The sequence below is a fragment of the Yeosuana sp. genome (genome assembly GCF_057126245.1).
The window spans coordinates 1-17,419 of the sequence record NZ_DBNGMQ010000089.1 but is presented as its reverse complement, the minus strand read 5'-3'; the positions used below and the strand labels follow the sequence as shown (position 1 = coordinate 17,419).

The 17,419-nt window shown below is 31.0% G+C and carries 17 protein-coding genes and 1 pseudogene; 4 read left to right on the top strand and 14 right to left on the bottom strand.

Features of this window, described 5'->3' with window-relative positions:
* Window positions 1-62 precede the first annotated feature (62 nt).
* Together AC15TD_RS12230 and AC15TD_RS12225 are read right to left on the bottom strand one after the other, a co-directional pair.
* Window positions 63-842 carry a zinc ribbon domain-containing protein gene (locus AC15TD_RS12230; RefSeq protein ID WP_484452437.1) on the bottom strand — a complete coding sequence of 260 codons (780 nt, stop codon included), beginning with the start codon at window positions 840-842 and terminating at the stop codon, window positions 63-65.
* 3 nt (window positions 843-845) lie between these two features.
* Complete coding sequence (locus AC15TD_RS12225; RefSeq protein ID WP_484452436.1) at window positions 846-1,940, bottom strand: Nif3-like dinuclear metal center hexameric protein; 1,095 nt, start codon at window positions 1,938-1,940, stop codon at window positions 846-848.
* A 38-nt stretch (window positions 1,941-1,978) separates the two neighbouring features.
* Here AC15TD_RS12225 and lpxK point away from each other — a divergent pair, with 38 nt between their 5' ends.
* The gene (gene lpxK / locus AC15TD_RS12220; protein WP_484452435.1) at window positions 1,979-3,091 is read left to right on the top strand and encodes a tetraacyldisaccharide 4'-kinase; all 1,113 of its coding nucleotides are present in this window, start codon (window positions 1,979-1,981) and stop codon (window positions 3,089-3,091) included.
* Here lpxK and AC15TD_RS12215 read toward each other — a convergent pair.
* The 7 genes from AC15TD_RS12215 to AC15TD_RS12185 all read right to left on the bottom strand — a co-directional run bounded on the left by AC15TD_RS12215 (window position 3,081) and on the right by AC15TD_RS12185 (window position 10,355).
* On the bottom strand, window positions 3,081-5,252 hold the full coding sequence (locus AC15TD_RS12215) for an ATP-binding protein (RefSeq protein WP_484452434.1): 2,172 nt from the start codon (window positions 5,250-5,252) through the stop codon (window positions 3,081-3,083). The two genes, lpxK and AC15TD_RS12215, sit on opposite strands and share 11 nt — an antisense overlap.
* Window positions 5,253-5,340: 88 nt before the next feature.
* Window positions 5,341-6,351 carry a type I glyceraldehyde-3-phosphate dehydrogenase gene (gene gap / locus AC15TD_RS12210; protein WP_484452433.1) on the bottom strand — a complete coding sequence of 337 codons (1,011 nt, stop codon included), beginning with the start codon at window positions 6,349-6,351 and terminating at the stop codon, window positions 5,341-5,343.
* 2 nt (window positions 6,352-6,353) lie between these two features.
* Complete coding sequence (lipA, locus tag AC15TD_RS12205; protein WP_484452432.1) at window positions 6,354-7,232, bottom strand: lipoyl synthase; 879 nt, start codon at window positions 7,230-7,232, stop codon at window positions 6,354-6,356.
* Between the two features lie 49 nt (window positions 7,233-7,281).
* A complete protein-coding gene (locus AC15TD_RS12200) occupies window positions 7,282-8,496 on the bottom strand; it encodes an Nramp family divalent metal transporter (protein WP_484452431.1) in 1,215 nt (404 codons plus the stop codon).
* Window positions 8,497-9,042, bottom strand: coding sequence for an RNA polymerase sigma factor (locus tag AC15TD_RS12195; RefSeq protein ID WP_484452430.1), 546 nt, complete (start codon window positions 9,040-9,042; stop codon window positions 8,497-8,499).
* Window positions 9,033-10,145, bottom strand: a complete 1,113-nt coding sequence (locus AC15TD_RS12190; protein ID WP_484452429.1) for a glycosyltransferase — start codon at window positions 10,143-10,145, stop codon at window positions 9,033-9,035. Before AC15TD_RS12190 ends, AC15TD_RS12195 begins: the two co-directional genes overlap by 10 nt.
* 3 nt (window positions 10,146-10,148) lie before the next feature.
* Complete coding sequence (locus AC15TD_RS12185; RefSeq protein ID WP_484452428.1) at window positions 10,149-10,355, bottom strand: membrane or secreted protein; 207 nt, start codon at window positions 10,353-10,355, stop codon at window positions 10,149-10,151.
* Window positions 10,356-10,504: 149 nt separating this feature from the next.
* Between AC15TD_RS12185 and aqpZ the strand changes: the two are divergent.
* Window positions 10,505-11,194 (top strand): annotated as a pseudogene (gene aqpZ, locus AC15TD_RS12180) (aquaporin Z).
* A gap of 72 nt (window positions 11,195-11,266) precedes the next feature.
* Here aqpZ and AC15TD_RS12175 read toward each other — a convergent pair.
* From AC15TD_RS12175 to AC15TD_RS12160, 4 genes are all read right to left on the bottom strand, one after another.
* On the bottom strand, window positions 11,267-12,055 hold the full coding sequence (locus tag AC15TD_RS12175) for an anti-sigma factor domain-containing protein (RefSeq protein ID WP_484452427.1): 789 nt from the start codon (window positions 12,053-12,055) through the stop codon (window positions 11,267-11,269).
* A gap of 11 nt (window positions 12,056-12,066) precedes the next feature.
* Complete coding sequence (locus tag AC15TD_RS12170) at window positions 12,067-12,597, bottom strand: RNA polymerase sigma factor (RefSeq protein WP_484452426.1); 531 nt, start codon at window positions 12,595-12,597, stop codon at window positions 12,067-12,069.
* 70 nt (window positions 12,598-12,667) lie between these two features.
* Window positions 12,668-13,681: a UDP-N-acetylmuramate dehydrogenase gene (murB, locus tag AC15TD_RS12165; RefSeq protein ID WP_484452425.1), complete on the bottom strand. Its 1,014-nt coding sequence runs from the start codon at window positions 13,679-13,681 to the stop codon at window positions 12,668-12,670.
* Window positions 13,681-14,871 (bottom strand): pyridoxal phosphate-dependent aminotransferase, encoded by a 1,191-nt coding sequence (locus AC15TD_RS12160; RefSeq protein WP_484452424.1) that lies wholly within the window; start codon window positions 14,869-14,871, stop codon window positions 13,681-13,683. Before AC15TD_RS12160 ends, murB begins: the two co-directional genes overlap by 1 nt.
* Before the next feature lie 127 nt (window positions 14,872-14,998).
* Between AC15TD_RS12160 and AC15TD_RS12155 the strand changes: the two genes are divergently transcribed.
* Entirely contained in the window at window positions 14,999-16,336 is a 1,338-nt protein-coding gene (locus tag AC15TD_RS12155; protein WP_484452423.1) for a retropepsin-like aspartic protease, read from the top strand.
* Between the two features lie 57 nt (window positions 16,337-16,393).
* On the opposite strand, the gene AC15TD_RS12150 is transcribed toward AC15TD_RS12155, so the two are convergent.
* Entirely contained in the window at window positions 16,394-16,819 is a 426-nt protein-coding gene (locus tag AC15TD_RS12150) for a DUF1573 domain-containing protein (RefSeq protein ID WP_484452422.1), read from the bottom strand.
* A gap of 185 nt (window positions 16,820-17,004) precedes the next feature.
* Between AC15TD_RS12150 and AC15TD_RS12145 the strand changes: the two genes are divergently transcribed.
* A partial coding sequence (locus AC15TD_RS12145; protein WP_484452421.1) for a class I tRNA ligase family protein occupies window positions 17,005-17,419 on the top strand: 415 nt, incomplete at its 3' end.

Genomic DNA, 17,419 nt, shown 5'->3' with positions numbered 1-17,419 from the left:
TTTTATTAAATAAAAAAAGCCTTCAATATCTTGAAGGCTTTTAGACTATATTTTAAAATGAATTATAGTTTAGAGAAAAACTTTGCCATTTTTTCTTTTTGTTCATTAGCTAAAATTCCATCAACTAAAATTCTACCACTATGCTCATCAGTAATTATTTTCTTTCTTGAAGCAATTTCAACTTGAACTTGTGGCGGAATCGTAAAGAAAGAACCACCAGAAGCACCTCTTTCAATAGGTACAACAGCTAATCCGTTTTTTACATTATTACGAATTCTTGTATAAGCAGCAACTAAACGCTCTTCAATTTTTTGCTTGTAATCATCAGATTTAGCAATTAAAGCATCTTCTTCTTTTTCAGTTTCAGCTAGAATAGCGTCAAGTTCATTTTTTTTGTGCTTCAAATGATTTTCACGTTCTTTTAAACGTTCTTTAGTTTCTGTTATAACTTCATTCTTCTGCTCGATTTGAACTCTGAATTCTTTAATATGCTTTTCAGCTAATTCAATTTCTAATTCCTGAAATTCAATTTCTTTAGTTAAAGAATCAAATTCTCTATTATTTCTAACGTTTTTTTGTTGCTCGTTGTATTTTTTAATTAAAGCTTTAGCTTCTTCAATTAAATTTTTCTTTGAAATAATTTCATTATCAGTAACATCTAAACTAGAGACTAATTTTTCTAATCTAATGTTTAGCCCAGCAACTTCATCTTCTAAATCACGAACTTCTAAAGGAAGTTCTCCTCTCACATTTCTTATTTCGTCTATACGAGAGTCTATTAATTGTAAATCGTATAAAGCTCTTAAACGCTCTTCAACAGTTACTTCTTTCTTTTTTGTCATACTTTAAAAATACTTAACAGGATTGGTATGTGTCTTTGATAAAACGACTGCAAAATTAGTAATTTTTTTCGTAAGAAATGCTACTAAAATATTTTTTGTGAATTGTTCACTTTCAAAATGTCCAACATCTGCTAAAATAATGTTGTTTTCGGCAGTAAAAAAGTCATGGTATTTTAAATCGGCCGTGATAAATATTTGAGCACCACATGCTTTAGCTGCTTCAATAGCGAAACTTCCAGAGCCACCTAAGACGGCTACTTTTTTTATGGGTTTACCCAATAGCGCAGAGTGTCTGATGTGAGGCGTATTCATTTTAGATTTTAAATAGTTTAAAAAGGTTATTTCATCCATGGGTTCTTTCAGCTCTCCAACCATTCCCATTCCTCTATGTTGGTTTTTATTTTCAAGTGTGGTTACTTCATAAGCAACTTCTTCGTATGAATGTGTTTTAAATAGTGTATGTAAGATATTTGATTCTAAATGTTTTGGATAGGTAATTGTTATTTGTGTTTCTTCTTCCTTATGAGTTTTACCTTTTTCTCCTTTTGTTGGTGACGATTGGGCATTACCGTTAAAAGTCCCAATGCCATCAGTATTAAAACTACAATTTGAATAATTACCAATATTACCCGCTCCAGCTGCGAAAAGAGCAGTTCTTAACGATTCCGCTTCTTCTTTAGGGACAAACGTGGTTAGTTTTTTTATAGTTGCTATTTGTGGAATGAGAATTTGCTTATTTATTAATTCCAATTGGTTACAGATACCATCGTTAACACCTTTAAGTGCGTTGTCTAAAGCTGTATGTATGGCATATATCGCTATGTTATTTTGAATGGCTTTTAAAACAACACGCTCAACATATGTTTTCCCTGTTATTTTTTTTAAACCTTTAAAAATAATGGGATGAAAACTTACAATGAGATTGCAGTTTTCTTGAATGGCTTCGTCAACAATATTTTCAAGTGTATCTAAGGTTACTAAAACACCTGTTAACTTAGCCTTTTTATCGCCAACTAATAAGCCCACATTATCAAAATCTTCAGCATAAGCCAGAGGAGCAAAATCTTCTAAATGTTTAATAACGTCTTGAATAATCATATTGCATATGTTTTCCATCAAAGATAAAAATATTTGACGTGAACTGTTGCATTTTATTTTCAACCAATGAAGGTATAGCTTTTAAAAAAATAATCTTTACTTTGTGTTTTATAGATTATCCGAAATTAGATTTTATTCCTGTGAAGTTTTATAGAAAATTATTATTTCCATTAGTTCCTTTGTATTATGCAGTAACTTGGATGCGTAATACATGTTATGATATAGGAATAAAGAAATCTATTTCTTTTGATTTCCCGGTAATTTGTGTTGGTAATTTGAGTGTTGGAGGCACTGGAAAAACGCCCATGATTGAGTATTTAATACAACTACTTAAAGATGATTACAGTTTAGCAACATTAAGTAGAGGTTATAAAAGAAAAACAAAAGGGTTTCAATTGGCAACCGATAAATCTTCCGCAGAGACTTTAGGTGATGAGCCTTTTCAATTTTATTCAAAATTTAATAAAAATATTCTTGTAGCAGTTGATGCTCACAGAGTTAATGGTATAAATACATTAAAAGCCATTAATAAATCTCTAGAAGTAGTCTTACTGGATGATGCGTTTCAGCACAGAAGCGTTAAGGCTGGGCTTAATATTCTTTTATCTACTTATAATGATATCTTCACAAAAGATTTTTTGTTGCCAGCGGGTAATTTAAGAGAGCCCATTAGCGGTGCAGTACGCGCTAATATTATTATTATTACTAAATGTCCAACTGATTTAAGTACTATTGAAAAGGATAACATTATTAAACAAATAAATCCATTAAAACATCAAAGTGTTTTTTTTAGTAGTATTGATTATACTGATAAAGTGCTGTCATTTAATTCTAGTAAACCTCTCGAGTCTTTTAAGGATTTTACTTTAGTTACTGGTATCGCTAATGCAAAACCCTTAGTCGCTTTTTTGAAAAGAAAACAGCTTAAATTTGAACATTTAAACTTTAAGGATCATTATGATTTTACAGAAAATGATATTGAAAATTTAACTAAAAAGGAACTTATTATAACTACCGAAAAAGATTTTATGAGACTGCAAAAATTCTCTTCATTAAAAGAAAAGCTATTCTATTTACCAATCAAGGTTAATATAAGTGATGCTAGTAAGTTTAATGATTTAATAAAAGCATTTATTAAGTCTAAATCGTAGTTTTATTTTTAGAAAGTGCATTGAATAGTTTCTTTTCAAACTCTTCTTGCTTAAATGGTTTTGGAATAATGTCTGTAAAACCAGCTTCATCAAACTCTTTCATTTTATCTTCAATAGTAACGGCGGTTAATGCGAAAATGGTAAGTTCTTTGTCGAATGTTCTAATGATTTTGGTTGCCTCAATACCACTTATTCCCGGCATATGAATATCCATTAAAACAAGATTATAGTTATTTGTTTTAACCATATCAACGGCAGACTCTCCATTATCAACAACATCACAACTAAGTTGCATTTTAGTAAGTATTTTTTTAGTAATCATTTGGTTGATTTTATTGTCTTCAACCACAAGCACTTTAACTTTTGTTAAATCTAACTCCTTAGTCTCGTTGAATTGAGGTTTTTTAGTTTCTTTAACCTCTTCTTGCGTAGTATATTTTAAAGGAATTTCAAAAAAGAAAGAACTTCCTTTATCTAATTCACTTTTTAGATAAATTTTTCCTTTTAAAATATCTATTAATCCTTTTACAATTGATAAGCCTAAACCGGTACCACCATATTTTCGATTAATTTGAATAGACCCTTGAGAGAAACTTTCAAACATATTTTCTTGTTTCTCTTGGCTTATTCCTATACCATTATCTTCAACTTCAAAACGTAGATTGTAAATATCATTTTCTTCGTTAATTTTAGAAACCCTAATCCATATATCTCCGTCTTTGGTAAACTTAATAGAGTTTCCAATAAGGTTAATTAATATTTGTGATATTTTTAATTGGTCTGCAATGAAATTCTGTGGTAAGCCTTTTTCATATTCTAAATGAAGTTTTGTATTATTATCCTCGGCAGAGTTATTTAAAGCAAGAATAATATTGTTTATTTTCTTTTTTAAGTTGAACGTTTCTGGTTCTATTTCAACTTTATTAGCTTCAATTTTATTAATTTGTAAAATATCATTTATAAAGGTTAAAAGATAATCACCTGAAAATTTTAGCGATTTTAAATGCTGAATCTGTTCTGGTCTAGGATTTTCTTCTAACAACATACTACTTAAACCTGTTACGGCGTATAACGGTGTACGTAATTCGTGAGTTACTGTTGACAAGAAATTAGCTTTAGTTTTAGAGGCTAATTCTGCCTTTTCTTTAGCTACAATAAGCTCCGAATTTTTTTTGTGGAGCATATTGTTGGTTTTGAGTCTTATATTGTTGTTTTTGTAAAGAGACAAGGTTAATAATGAGAGTATGGTAATTAATGCGACACTTAATATGGAGATTAATGTGCTTAAATCATTCTTACTTTTGGCTTCTTCTAATTCTTCTTCTTGCTTTTTGTTGTTTTCAATTTGGTCATTCATTAAAAACTGATATTTTTTTTCTGCAGATAAATTTTCTCTTTTTATTCTTCTTAATGAATCGGACAGTTTTAAGTGACTTTTTAGGTATTGATTTGAAAGAGAATAATTGCCAGTGCTTTCAGTAATATTGCTTAAGACCAAATAACCTTCATTAAGAATTTCATCATAATTATTAGCTTTTGCTATTTCTAAACCTTCTTTTGCATACGAAAGAGCTTTTTCATTATCTCCTAAAATATTATATACTTTTCCGTGATTTATAAGCGCACTACTTTCAACTTTATGTAATTCAAATCGCTTAGCTAAACCGAGAGACTGTTCAATTAAAGTTCTGGCTTTACTGTAATTTTTTAGATAAAAATAGGTTTCTGCTTCGCGTAATAATACGTCTGCTAAATTGTTGTTAAGTTGTTCCTGCTCAAAAAGAGTTTTTGCAGAAATGTAGTAATCGATAGCTTGATTGTAATTCTTTTTACTTCTATAAATGTCACCAAATGTTTTGTAAGAATTACCAAGATTAGCATTGTCTTTTTCAAATCGTTGAACCTCAATTGCTTTATTAATAGAAACGATGGCTTCGTTTAGGTCTTCTATAGTAAGTTGAAGTTTCCCCTTTTTAGAATAAATCAAACCTATACTTTTTTTATCACCTATGCTTTCAGCTATTTTTAAAGCTTCATCTAGCTTTTTTTGAGCTTCAAAATAATTAAAATTATCAATATCATATTCTGACTGGGTAATACGATAATTTATGGTGTTTTTAAGAATTTCAGGATCTTGCTCAATAGTGTTTTGTGATGACACACTGAGAGTCAACAACATAAAAATAGCTAGTAGGTATTTATTAGTCGGGGTCATTTTATTTCACTATTATCGACAAATATAATTATTTTTACGATAAACCGTATCTTTTTTCCGATAAATTGCACAATAAATCAATAATTCTTTGTGAATATCCAGTTTCATTATCATACCAACCAATGATTTTTACCATATTTCCAATCACAGACGTCATTTGAGAATCAAATACGCAGGAATGTCTATTTCCAACAATATCAATAGAGACAATTGGATCTTCAGTATATTCTAAAATGCCTTTATAGTGGTTTTCTGAGGCAAGTTTAAAGTCATTATTTATTTCCATAATAGTAACGGTTTGTTTTACATTAAAAGTTATATCTGTTAAGGACCCGTTTGCTACAGGAACTCTAATGCCACAGCCACCTATAACATTTGAAAGTTCAGGGAAAATTTTCGTTAATGCCTTTGCAGCACCTGTTGTTGTAGGAACGATGGATTGACCTGCCGCTCTTGCTCTTCGTAAATCTATATGAGGTTGATCATGTAAGCTTTGATCAGTAGTATATGAATGCACCGTTGTGATATATGCTTGATTTATACCACAAAGTTTATTAATAATATCAATCATTGGTGCTGCATTGTTTGTTGTGCATGATGCAATTGAAATAATGCTTTCAGAACCATCTAGGGAGTCTTCATTAACCCCAAGAGCAATAGTTTTTATGCTATCATCTATTGGAGGTACACTCAAAATAACGCGATTTCCACCATTTAAAATATGATACTGCAAGTCTGATTGAGTTTTAAACTTTCCAGATGATTCTATAACAAAATCAACCTTAAAAGGAGACCAATCAATATCTTTTGGATGCAAATGATTAAGTAAGTCAATAGATTCATTGTTGACTAAAATTTCATTTTCAGAATGCGATACAGATGCATTTAAAACACCATGAATACTATCATACTTTAGCAGGTGACTTAGGGTTTTGGCATTGGCAAGATCATTGATGACAACAACTTGAACGTTTTCATTGTTTTGAAGTAATCTAAAAACTCTACGACCAATCCTACCAAATCCATTGATAGCAACATTAATCATAATTAATGAATATGTTTTTGCGCTCTGTATGATGAACGAACCAGTGCACTACTTTCAACATGTCGGAAACCAAGCTCTAGTCCAATCGCTTCATATTCTTTAAACTGATCTGGATTAACAAAATCTTGAACAGGTAAATGTTTTTTACTAGGTTGTAAATACTGGCCAATAGTTACGATATCAACATCATTCTCTTTTAAATCATGAAGTGTTTCAATCACTTCTTCTCTTGTTTCACCAAGGCCTAACATAATGCCAGATTTTGTTCTTCTTTGTCCTTGTTGCTTTAAATATTTTAAAACACCGAGACTTCTATCATATTTTGCTTGAATACGAACTTCACGAGTTAAACGTCTTACCGTTTCTATATTGTGAGACACTACTTCGGGAGCGACATCAATAATTCTATCAATGTGTTGTTCAATACCTTGAAAATCTGGAATAAGGGTTTCAAGGGTTGTTTCAGGATTCATTCTACGCACTGCCTTTACAGTTTCTGCCCACATAATACTACCCATATCTTTTAAATCATCCCTATCAACACTGGTTAAAACGGCATGTTTAATTTCCATGAGTTTAATAGAACGCGCTACTTTTTCAGGTTCATCCCAATCAATACTTTCTGGACGGCCCGTTTTTACACCACAAAAACCACAGGAGCGCGTACAAATATTTCCTAAAATCATGAAAGTGGCGGTACCTTCCCCCCAACATTCTCCCATATTAGGACAACTTCCCGAAGTACAAATAGTATTGAGTTTATATTTATCAACTAAGCCTCTTAGTTCTGTGTATTTTTTACCTGTAGGCAATTTAACCCTAAGCCATTTTGGTTTAGGTTGGCGTTCTGGTAATATGTTAGATATTGTTTCTGTTTTCATAGCTTAAAAAGAAAGCAACAAAGATACAAAGTATTCTCTAAATCAACTCCTATAAGGTTGTAAGATACCAAACGCTAAATCCTATTAAAAATATAATACCTAACCAACTGAATATATGAAGTTTAATGGAGGGGCGCCAATCTTTGGGTGTATGATGGCTTGATATGAGTTTATAGTTAATGATGGCATAAAAAGGTGCCGTCATAAATGAAAGTATGGTTGCTATTTTAATGAGTACTCCCATTTCAGAGGCTAAAAAGAAAAAGATGCTTAATGTTCCAAGCGTTAATAGAATAATCCAAAACATATAACCATGTTTTGAGGATGTTTTAAAAAGGAGTTCGGTAGATTTTTCCATAGCTCTTGGTGACGCATCTAAGGTGGTCAGTGTGGTACTAAACATTGTGGTAAACGCAGCTATGGCAATAATGTAATAAGCCCAACTACCTAAACTTTTTGTGTACATGCTAATTAATTGATTTGAAAAAATACCTGCAGAATCGCTAAATGTTTCACCGCTGTTAAACATGACTAAAGCTCCTAATAATAAGAACCCAAGACCAATAAAGATGGTACTTATATAACCAATATTAAAATCAAATAAGGCAGATTTTGGGTTATATGTGTTGGTGCTTTTATTTTTTTCTATAGCCCATAACGATTGCCAAACAGACACATCTAAAGGCGCTGGCATCCAACCCATAAAGGCTATTAAAAACGCTATTTCTAAGCTGTTTTTTGGAAGTAATAGTTCCATTGAAAGGGAATTAGCACTGTTAGAAAAGGCCATACTAACCGCTATAATAGTACTAACAGTAAGAGTTAGAACAATAACTTTCATTAGTCGGTCAAGTAATTTGTATTTTCCAAAAATTAATAGTGTAAAACAAATAGCAAGAATAACGATAGTCCATAGTTTAATACTAATAAAATCACCAAATAATGAAGAAGCTAATCCAGCCGTTACTATGGTTACGGCTGTTTGTATGGTGAACATAGTCGCTATATTGAGTATAAAATATGTTAGTAAAATACCCTTGCCTAATTTTTTATAACCATCAAGTAAGCTTTCACCTGTAGCAGCAGCATATCTTGGTCCAAATTGAAAAAAGGGATATTTAAATAAATTTACGAGTACTAATGCCCAAATTAAACCTAAACCAAAATTAGCGCCTGCTCTCGTTGATTGCACTAAATGTGACACACCAATAGCTGCACCTGCAAATAATAAACCAGGACCTAAGTTTTTGATTTTGTTTATCATTTAAGACTTTTGAATAATTTCTGCCAACAGTTTTTTGGCTCGTAATAATTTTACTTTTACATTATTTATAGGTTGATCGAGCTCTTTTGAAATTTCTTTGTAACTCAATTCATGAAAGTATCTTAAGTTAATAACTTCTTGATAGTGAGGGTTTAGTTTTTTTATGTCTCTAAGTAGTTTGGCTAAATTCTGTTCTGTAATTAGCTTATCTTCAGCAGAAGGAGACTCATCTAAGATTTGAAAGGCATGTTTGTTATCATTCAAATTTTTAGGTAACATTTTTTTCTTATCTTTTCTTAACAAGTCAATGTGAATATTTTTCGAAATAGTTATAAGCCATGTTTTAAAGGTATAATTATCATCAAACGTTTCAATCTTATCGAAGGCTCTTGAAAATGTTTGAATCGTTATGTCTTCGGCATCACTTTCATTTTCAATTCGTTTTAATTGAAAACCATAAACGTCATCCCAAAAAGTATCTAATAAGTAATTAAAAGCTTTTTGATCGTTTTGCTTTGCACGTTTAATAGCCTCTTTTATTTCCAATGATTTGCTTTTGAAATAAGATTCTTTATAAAGATAGTTAATTGGGTAATAACTAAAAATATTTCTAAAAAAGGGAGTGTTAAAATCAGGTCTTTTTCTCCTAGTTTTTTAGCTGAATAGCCAAAAATTACATAATAAATTATCAGCTTTAAGAGAAGAAGAGATAATACAATTTGCCATTTAAATATAGTTATAAGTAGAATACTCATAAGTATCCAAAAAAGCAACTGGGATGCGTAAAGAATTGCTAATAATATTTTATGTTTTAATTTATAATGGTTTGCGGTAGAAATATGTCTTCTTTTCTGGTCAACCCAGGTTTTAAAAGATGTTTTAGGTAAAGATTTAATAAAACTATTTTTTGAAAAACAAATGGCTACATTTTTATTGGTAGCAATCTGATTAATAAACAAATCATCATCACCAGAAAGAACATCAATATGACTAATAAAACCATTAGCATTAAAAAATTCGCTTTTTTTATAAGCCAAATTTCTACCAACACCCATATAAGGTAATCCGATTTGGGTGAATGAGAAATAATTTATAGCGGTTTGTAAGGTTTCAAATCTTATAAGCTTATTAAGAAACGATTTTTTGATTTTTTTATAAGGGCTATAACCCAGAACTATAGATTTAGTTTTGTTAAAACAAGCACTCATTTCTGATATCCAATGATTTGAGACGGGCTCGCAATCCGCATCTGTAAATAGGAGATGCTCATATTTAGTTACTTTAATGCCAAGCGTTAAGGCGTATTTTTTATTTCCCCAAAACGCTTCAATGCTTTTTACATTAACAATTTTTATATGGTCATACTGTCTAGCAAAAGACTCCATCATCTTGAGTGTTTTGTCTCTAGAACCATCATTAATTAAAATAATTTCAAAAGTCGGGTAGTCTTGTGAAATGATTGAAGGTAAAAATATTTTTAAATTGTCTGCTTCATTTTTAGCGCAAATTATAACACTTATGGGAAGGTTGCTTGCAGATTGTTGTTTTGGTTTTAAAAACGCAAATTTCCCAAAGAAAAAAACATGAAATATGACTTGAATACTAACTACAAAAATAAAAAGGTAGAATACAACGTCAAGAAATGTCATATACTATGAAGCGTGTTGTGGTTCATTACAATCGCTAAATTGGTCTGGAGTTTTTCCGCAAAAGCCACACGATTCACCGTTTTTGTTTAATACTGGATTTTGACTAGCGCAGGTTCCCGCAAATTTTCCATCTTTTTTAGCCCAGATTTTTATAGCAATTCCTGCGATTCCTAACCCTAATAATGCAATTGTTATTAATAGAAGTTTCATGTAATTAAAATTTTGATGCAAAGATAATGGTTTTATACAAAAAACTTACACAACAAGGGCAATGATATGTAATGTGACAATCAAAATATTTTTGAGTATAAATGAGTAAAATTATTATATTTATTAAACTAATCGTTAACTTTTAATTTATAAAAAAATTATTTACAGAGTTTATCGGAACTTTTTGGCTTGTTTTTGGAGGCTGCGGAAGTGCTGTTTTTGCAGCAGCTTTTTCTGAATTAGGAATAGGTTTTGCTGGCGTTGCGTTGGCATTTGGTCTTACAGTATTAACTGTGGCTTATGCGGTAGGGCATATTTCTGGCGGGCATTTTAATCCTGCTGTATCTCTAGGTTTGTGGACTAATGGAAAATTTGAAGCAAAAGATTTATTGGGTTATATTCTTGCTCAATTAATTGCTGCTATTGCAGCTGCTGCTGGAACCTTATATCTAATAATATCTGGCAAGTCTGATTTTGTTAGTATTGGAGGTTTTGCATCTAATGGTTATGGCGAATTGTCACCTAGAGGTTATTCTATGACTTCTGCTTTAGTTGCCGAATTTTTATTAACGGCATTTTTTCTATTAATCATTTGAGGAAGCACAAACGAAAGGGCTCCTAAGGGATTTGCTCCAATTGCTATTGGTCTTGGTTTAACATTAATTCATTTAATTAGTATTCCTATTACAAATATCTCTGATAATCCAGCAAGATTAACGAGTCAAGCATTATTTGTAGGTACCGATTTTACCAGTCAATTATGGTTGTTTTGGTTAGTGCCTATTACTGGAGCGATTGCAGCTGGTCTTATACATAAATCACTTTTCGACAAAGAATAAATACGGAAATATTTTAAAATAAAAAGCCTCATTTTAGATTTAAAATGAGGCTTTTTAGTAAGTGCTATTAATCTATTTTAATTGAATTTCTGCTACCGAATTTTCTAAAGAAGCAATAGTATTACCTCCTTTAGGTTCAATAGTGATATTTAAACCAAGTGCATCCTCAGTATAAGGAATAGCCCTAAGTTGTCTGTCGGTTTCATCTAAAATCCCTAAACTTACCATTTTACCTTGCAATTCTGCCCAAATTTGGTAGCATTGTTCTTCAGGTAATTGTGGTAAAGAAACCACATCAATCATAGATGTTTTTTCTTTAGGGTTAATGTAAGCAACCGTTTTTAGGTTTTTTGCTCTATTGTTACCCTGCATAATGTATTTGTATGTTTCAGGGTTGTTAAGCTGTTTAAACTGATACATAACATCATCAAGCTTTCTGTTGTTCATTTCAATATCATTTCTTAAATCAAAAATTTCATCAACAACCACTTGGTTTTCTTCAGAAAGTTTTTGATTTTTATCGTGGAGAACATAAGCTTGTCCAGCAAAAATTAAAGCCACAATACTGGCAGCAATACTATATTGATACCATTTTTTGCTTTTCCCCTGAGTGTTTAATTTTACTACAGGTGTTTCATCTAGTTCTTCTAAAACGGCATTTAATATGCTTTTTGGAGCTTCTACAGCATCACGCTTAGCAACAATCTCTAAGTTAAATTGCATTGTATTATAAGCGTTCTCGACTTCTGGATGTCTCGCTATAAACGTTTCAATGTATTGAGTTTCTTCAGAAGAAGTTTCTCCTAATAGATATTTTTCTAAGAGGCCAGAATTTAAAAAAGTAGTTATTTTTTCATTCATGACTATTATTATTAAGGATTGTAAATTTTTTTTAGTTCACGTAATCCAATTTTTAATCTTGATTTTATGGTTCCAAGTGGAATATCTAATTCTTCACTTGCTTCTTGTTGTGTCATGCCTTCAAAAAAGAGAGCATTAATCACAATTTGATATTTTTCATCTAAAGTACCTAGGTGCTTTTGGATGTCCAAAACATCTTGATTTAATTCATTTGATTTTATTCTATATACGGAAGAAATATCAATTTGGACTTCTTTATTGGTTTTGTTTTTTAAAGACCGAACCTTGTCAATAGCCGTGTTATAGGCTATACGATATAACCAAGTAAATAATTTAGCTTTGCTTGCGTCGTATTTTTTTGAGTTTTTCCAGATTTTAACGAAGCTTTCCTGCAACACATCTTGCGCAACTTCTTCATCTGAAATAACCTTTAAAATAACACCGTAAATAGCATCTGAATAATACTCATATAATAAAGTTATCGCTTTTTTATCTCCACTTTCAAGTAAGATGACTATTTCTTTTTCTATTGGTGAAATCAAGATGAGTGATGTTTAAATTATAAATTTAATATATAGCTTAAAAGCTTTAAAGTTAGATATTTATTTTATATCAAAGGATATTTACTTCAGTCTCAATTAAAATATTAAAAATACGTTGAATCGTATTTTGTATTAATTCTGAGAGTTTTAATATATCTGAGCCTTTTGCTTCACCATAATTCACCAATACTAATGCTTGGTTTTTATGAACACCATAGTCTCCAAAACGTTTTCCTTTAAAGCCAGCTTTTTCTATGAGCCAACCTGCGGGAACTTTAATTTCATCTTCTGAAACAGAGTAACTTGGTGCATCAGGAAAATTTAGAAGTAAAATATTAAATTGCTTTTTTGTGATAATGGGATTTTTGAAGAAACTGCCACTATTGCCAATATCTTTGGGGTTTGGTAGTTTACTTTCTCTTATCGAAATGACCACTTTTGAAACATCTTGAATAGTTGGTTTTAAAATATTCATTGATTCAAGTTCGGAGGATATTGTGCCGTAGTTAATATGTAGATTGTGGTTTCTTTTTGTAAACTTAAAGATAACACTTGTAATAATATAGTTTCCCTTTTCTTTTTGTTTAAAAATGGAATCTCTATACCCAAATTGACAATCAGATTTTGTAAATGTATACATTTCTAAAGTGCTTACAGATAACGCGTCACATGAAACAAAGTTGTCTTTTAATTCAACACCATAGGCTCCAATATTTTGTATTGGTGACGTACCAACATTTCCTGGTATTAATGATAAATTTTCAATACCACCAAAGTCATGTTCCATACTCCATAATACAAATTCATGCCAGTTTTCCCCTGCATTGGCCTTGACAAAAACAAAATCATCGTCTTGAGAAATAATTTCAATACCCTTAAAATTGATATGAATAACCAGTTTGTCTTGATTCTTAGTTAGCAACATATTACTTCCGCCTCCTAAAATAAGTTTGTTTGGGTATTTCTTTAGGGATAAAATGTCTTTTAGTTCAGAAATACTTGAAACCGAAATAAATTGTTTAGCTAAGACATCAATACCAAACGTATTGTATGGTTTTAAAGATATGTTATAATGAATATGCATTAATCTTTATAAACTTTTAAAGCTTGTTTAATAATATTCACGGCTTTTATTAAACTCTCTTTATTAAGTACGTATGCAATTCTAATTTGGTTTAGGCCAACACCTGGTGTTGAATAAAATCCTGCAGCAGGAGCCACCATAACGGTTTCTCCGTTAACATCAAAATGCTCTAATAGCCATTGCGCAAAATCATCAGAATTTTTTATTGGTAACTCAACAATGCAATAAAATGCGCCTTTAGGTTTTGCGACTTTCACGCCATCAATTTTATTTAACTCAGCAATCAAAATGTTTCTCCTTTCTACATATTCTTCAATAACATCATCGAAATAACTTTGTGGTGTTTCGAGTGCCGCTTCACTGGCAATTTGTGCATATGTAGGCGGACTTAATCTGGCTTGAGCAAATTTTAATACCGTTTGAATGACTGCTTTATTTTTTGAAACTAAACAGCCAATCCTTGCTCCACACATACTGTATCGTTTGGAAACCGAATCAATCATGATAGCATATTCTTCTAAACCAGCTTCTTGCATTATAGAATAATGTGCGTTTCCATCGTAGCAAAACTCTCTATACACTTCATCAGCAATTAAGAATAAATCATGTTTTTTAACAATGTCGGCAAGTTTTTTAATTTCTTCTTTAGAATAAAGATAACCCGTAGGATTACCTGGATTGCATATTAAAATAGCCTTTGTTTTTGGGGTGATGAGCTTTTCAAATTCCTCTATAGGCGGCAAAGCAAAATTATCTTCTATTTTAGAGATAACCGGAACAATATTTATATTTGAAGCTGTAGAAAATCCGTTATAATTTGCATAAAATGGTTCCGGAATAATAATTTCGTCATCTATATCCATGATACTTCCAAAAGCAAAAAGTAAAGCTTCACTTCCACCGGTGGTTACTATGATATTATCATGAGTAACGTTAATGTCGTTTTTAGAATAATAATCAGCTATCTTAATTCTATATGTTTCAGATCCTTCAGACCTAGTATAAGCTAATATATCCAAAGAATGCACCTTAACAGCATCTAAAGCGATCTGAGGTGTTTTTATATCGGGTTGCCCAATATTTAAATAATATACTGTTTTACCCTCTTTTTGTGCTTGTTCTGAATAAGGTACTAACTTTCTTATGGGTGATTGAGGCATTAATTGCCCTTTTTTCGAAATTTTCGGCATTTTTAATCTGTTTTCAGATACAAAGTTGAGAAAATTATCTTAAAGTTTATTTAAAAAACAAGCATAATTAAAGCAAATGGAAAAAGGATTTGTAAATTCATAAAGCAAAGTACTGATGCTTGATAATATGAATAAAGTATTACACATTCTAATATTATTTTTAAGTTTTAATTCTCTTGTTTTTTCACAAGATAAATTTGTCGTTCAAAATTTAAAAAAATCTGAAAAAATTCATTTCAAATTAATTAATAATTTAATCATTGTTCCTGTGGAAATTAATGATGTTAAATTGTCTTTTATATTAGATACAGGCGTAAGTAAAACGATTCTATTTAATTATTTGAGCATGTCGGATTCATTAAAAATTAAGGATACCGAAGCTATTTATCTAAGAGGATTAGGTGAAGGGGAATCTGTTGAAGCGCTAATGTCAAAAAACAATATTATCAGGTTAGGGGATGCGGTTAAATTTCATCATGAATTATTTGCAGTATTTAACGATAAAATTGATTTTACTCCAAGATTAGGTACTCCTATTCACGGGATTATTGGGTATGATTTGTTTAAGGATTTAATTGTTGAAATTAATTATTCAAGGAAGATTATAAGGTTAACTGAGCCCGAAAACTATACATATAAGAATTGTAAAAAGTGCGAGACTCTTAGTTTAGAATTTTATAATAATAAACCTTACCTCAACGCTCATGTTAAAATTGACGAAAAATCCATACCGGTGAAATTATTAATTGATTCGGGAGGTAGTGATGCCTTATGGTTATTTGAAGACCAAGAATTAGGAATAAAACACAGGAATAAATTTTTTAATGACTTCTTGGGACATGGATTAAGTGGAAGTGTCTATGGTAAACGCTCTAAAATCGATGAATTTTCATTAAATTCGTTTGTCTTTAAAAACGCAAATGTTGCCTTTCCAGATTCTACTTCAATTTCATTTGCAAAACGATTTAAATCAAGAAATGGGAGTTTGGCAGGAAGTATTTTAAAACGATTTAATTTAATAGTTGACTATCGGAAAGCCATTATTGTTTTAAAAAAGAATAGTTTTTTTAAACAAGAATTTAGTTATAATAAAAGTGGTATTGAATTAGCTCATGATGGCGTTAGGGTAATAAAAGAAGTTGTTTATAAGATGAGTCATGATAAAGGCTTAATTAGTGAAGACACTAATAAAATAAATAAATTTATTCTTGACCCGAGCTACAAACTTTTTCTTAAGCCATCCTATTCTATTGTAGAACTTAGAGAAAATTCTCCAGCAGATAAAGCAGGCTTGGAGCTCGGTGATATCATATTAAGTATTAATGGTAAATCAACACATTTATATACATTACAAAATTTAATGCATAAATTTTATGATAAAGAAGGAACCAGGGTAAAACTTACAATTCAACGAAACGAAAAAGTATTTTCTGTTTATTTTAAATTAGAAAAAGTATTTCAATAAAAAAGACCTCAAACAATGTTAGTTTTAGGTCCTTTTTAATGTTATCAAAAGTTTCTTTTATTGTTCAACAAGGCTTTTACCTTTTTTTTCAAGAACACTTTCTTTACTTGAATCTATAACTTCTCCTTTTATTTTTAAGGCTACTGTCGGTGTGTCTGCATTAGAAATAACCGTAATAGTTTTTCTAATAGGGCTCACTCTGTTTGTGTCATATTTCACTTGGATTTCTCCTGTGGCTCCAGGTAAAATTGGCTCTTTCGACCATTTTGGAACAGTACAGCCACAGCTTGACGTTACTCTTGATACAATAAGAGGTGCATCGCCGCTATTTGTAAATTCAAATATTCTTAATCCGTCAGCTCCTTTTTCTATAGTACCGTAATCAATGGTGTCAGATTTAAAATTAATTTTAGCAGTTTTGTCTTGTGCGTTGACAGACAAACTGATTAGACCAATAAATAAAATAGTAATTAATTGTTTCATCATTAAAATTTTAAAGTGTTCGTAAACATAGGTACTTTTTCTACAATCTGCAAAAATATTAGACGTAATACACGTTTGTTAACATTTTTCATCGGTATCAATTTTTTTGACAATACCAAAATTTGTTTTCACAGAAAAAGAAATATAAGTACTTTTGGACATTAATTCAAAAACTATTCCAAAGCATGCAAATTCCATCAAAATATGATGCAAGTCAGGTAGAAAATAAATGGTATGATTACTGGATGACACATAATTATTTTCATTCAGAGCCAGATGAAAGAGAACCATATACCATTGTAATACCGCCGCCAAATGTTACTGGTGTGCTGCATATGGGACATATGCTTAACAATACCATTCAAGATGTTTTAATACGTCGCGCACGCTTACAGGGTAAAAATGCATGTTGGGTTCCTGGAACTGATCATGCTTCCATTGCTACTGAAGCAAAAGTGGTAGCGAAACTTAAAGAGCAGGGTATTGACAAAAATGATTTGTCACGAGATGAGTTTTTAAAACACGCTTGGGCTTGGACACATGAGTATGGTGGTGTTATTCTTGAACAATTAAAAAAACTAGGATGCTCTTGTGATTGGG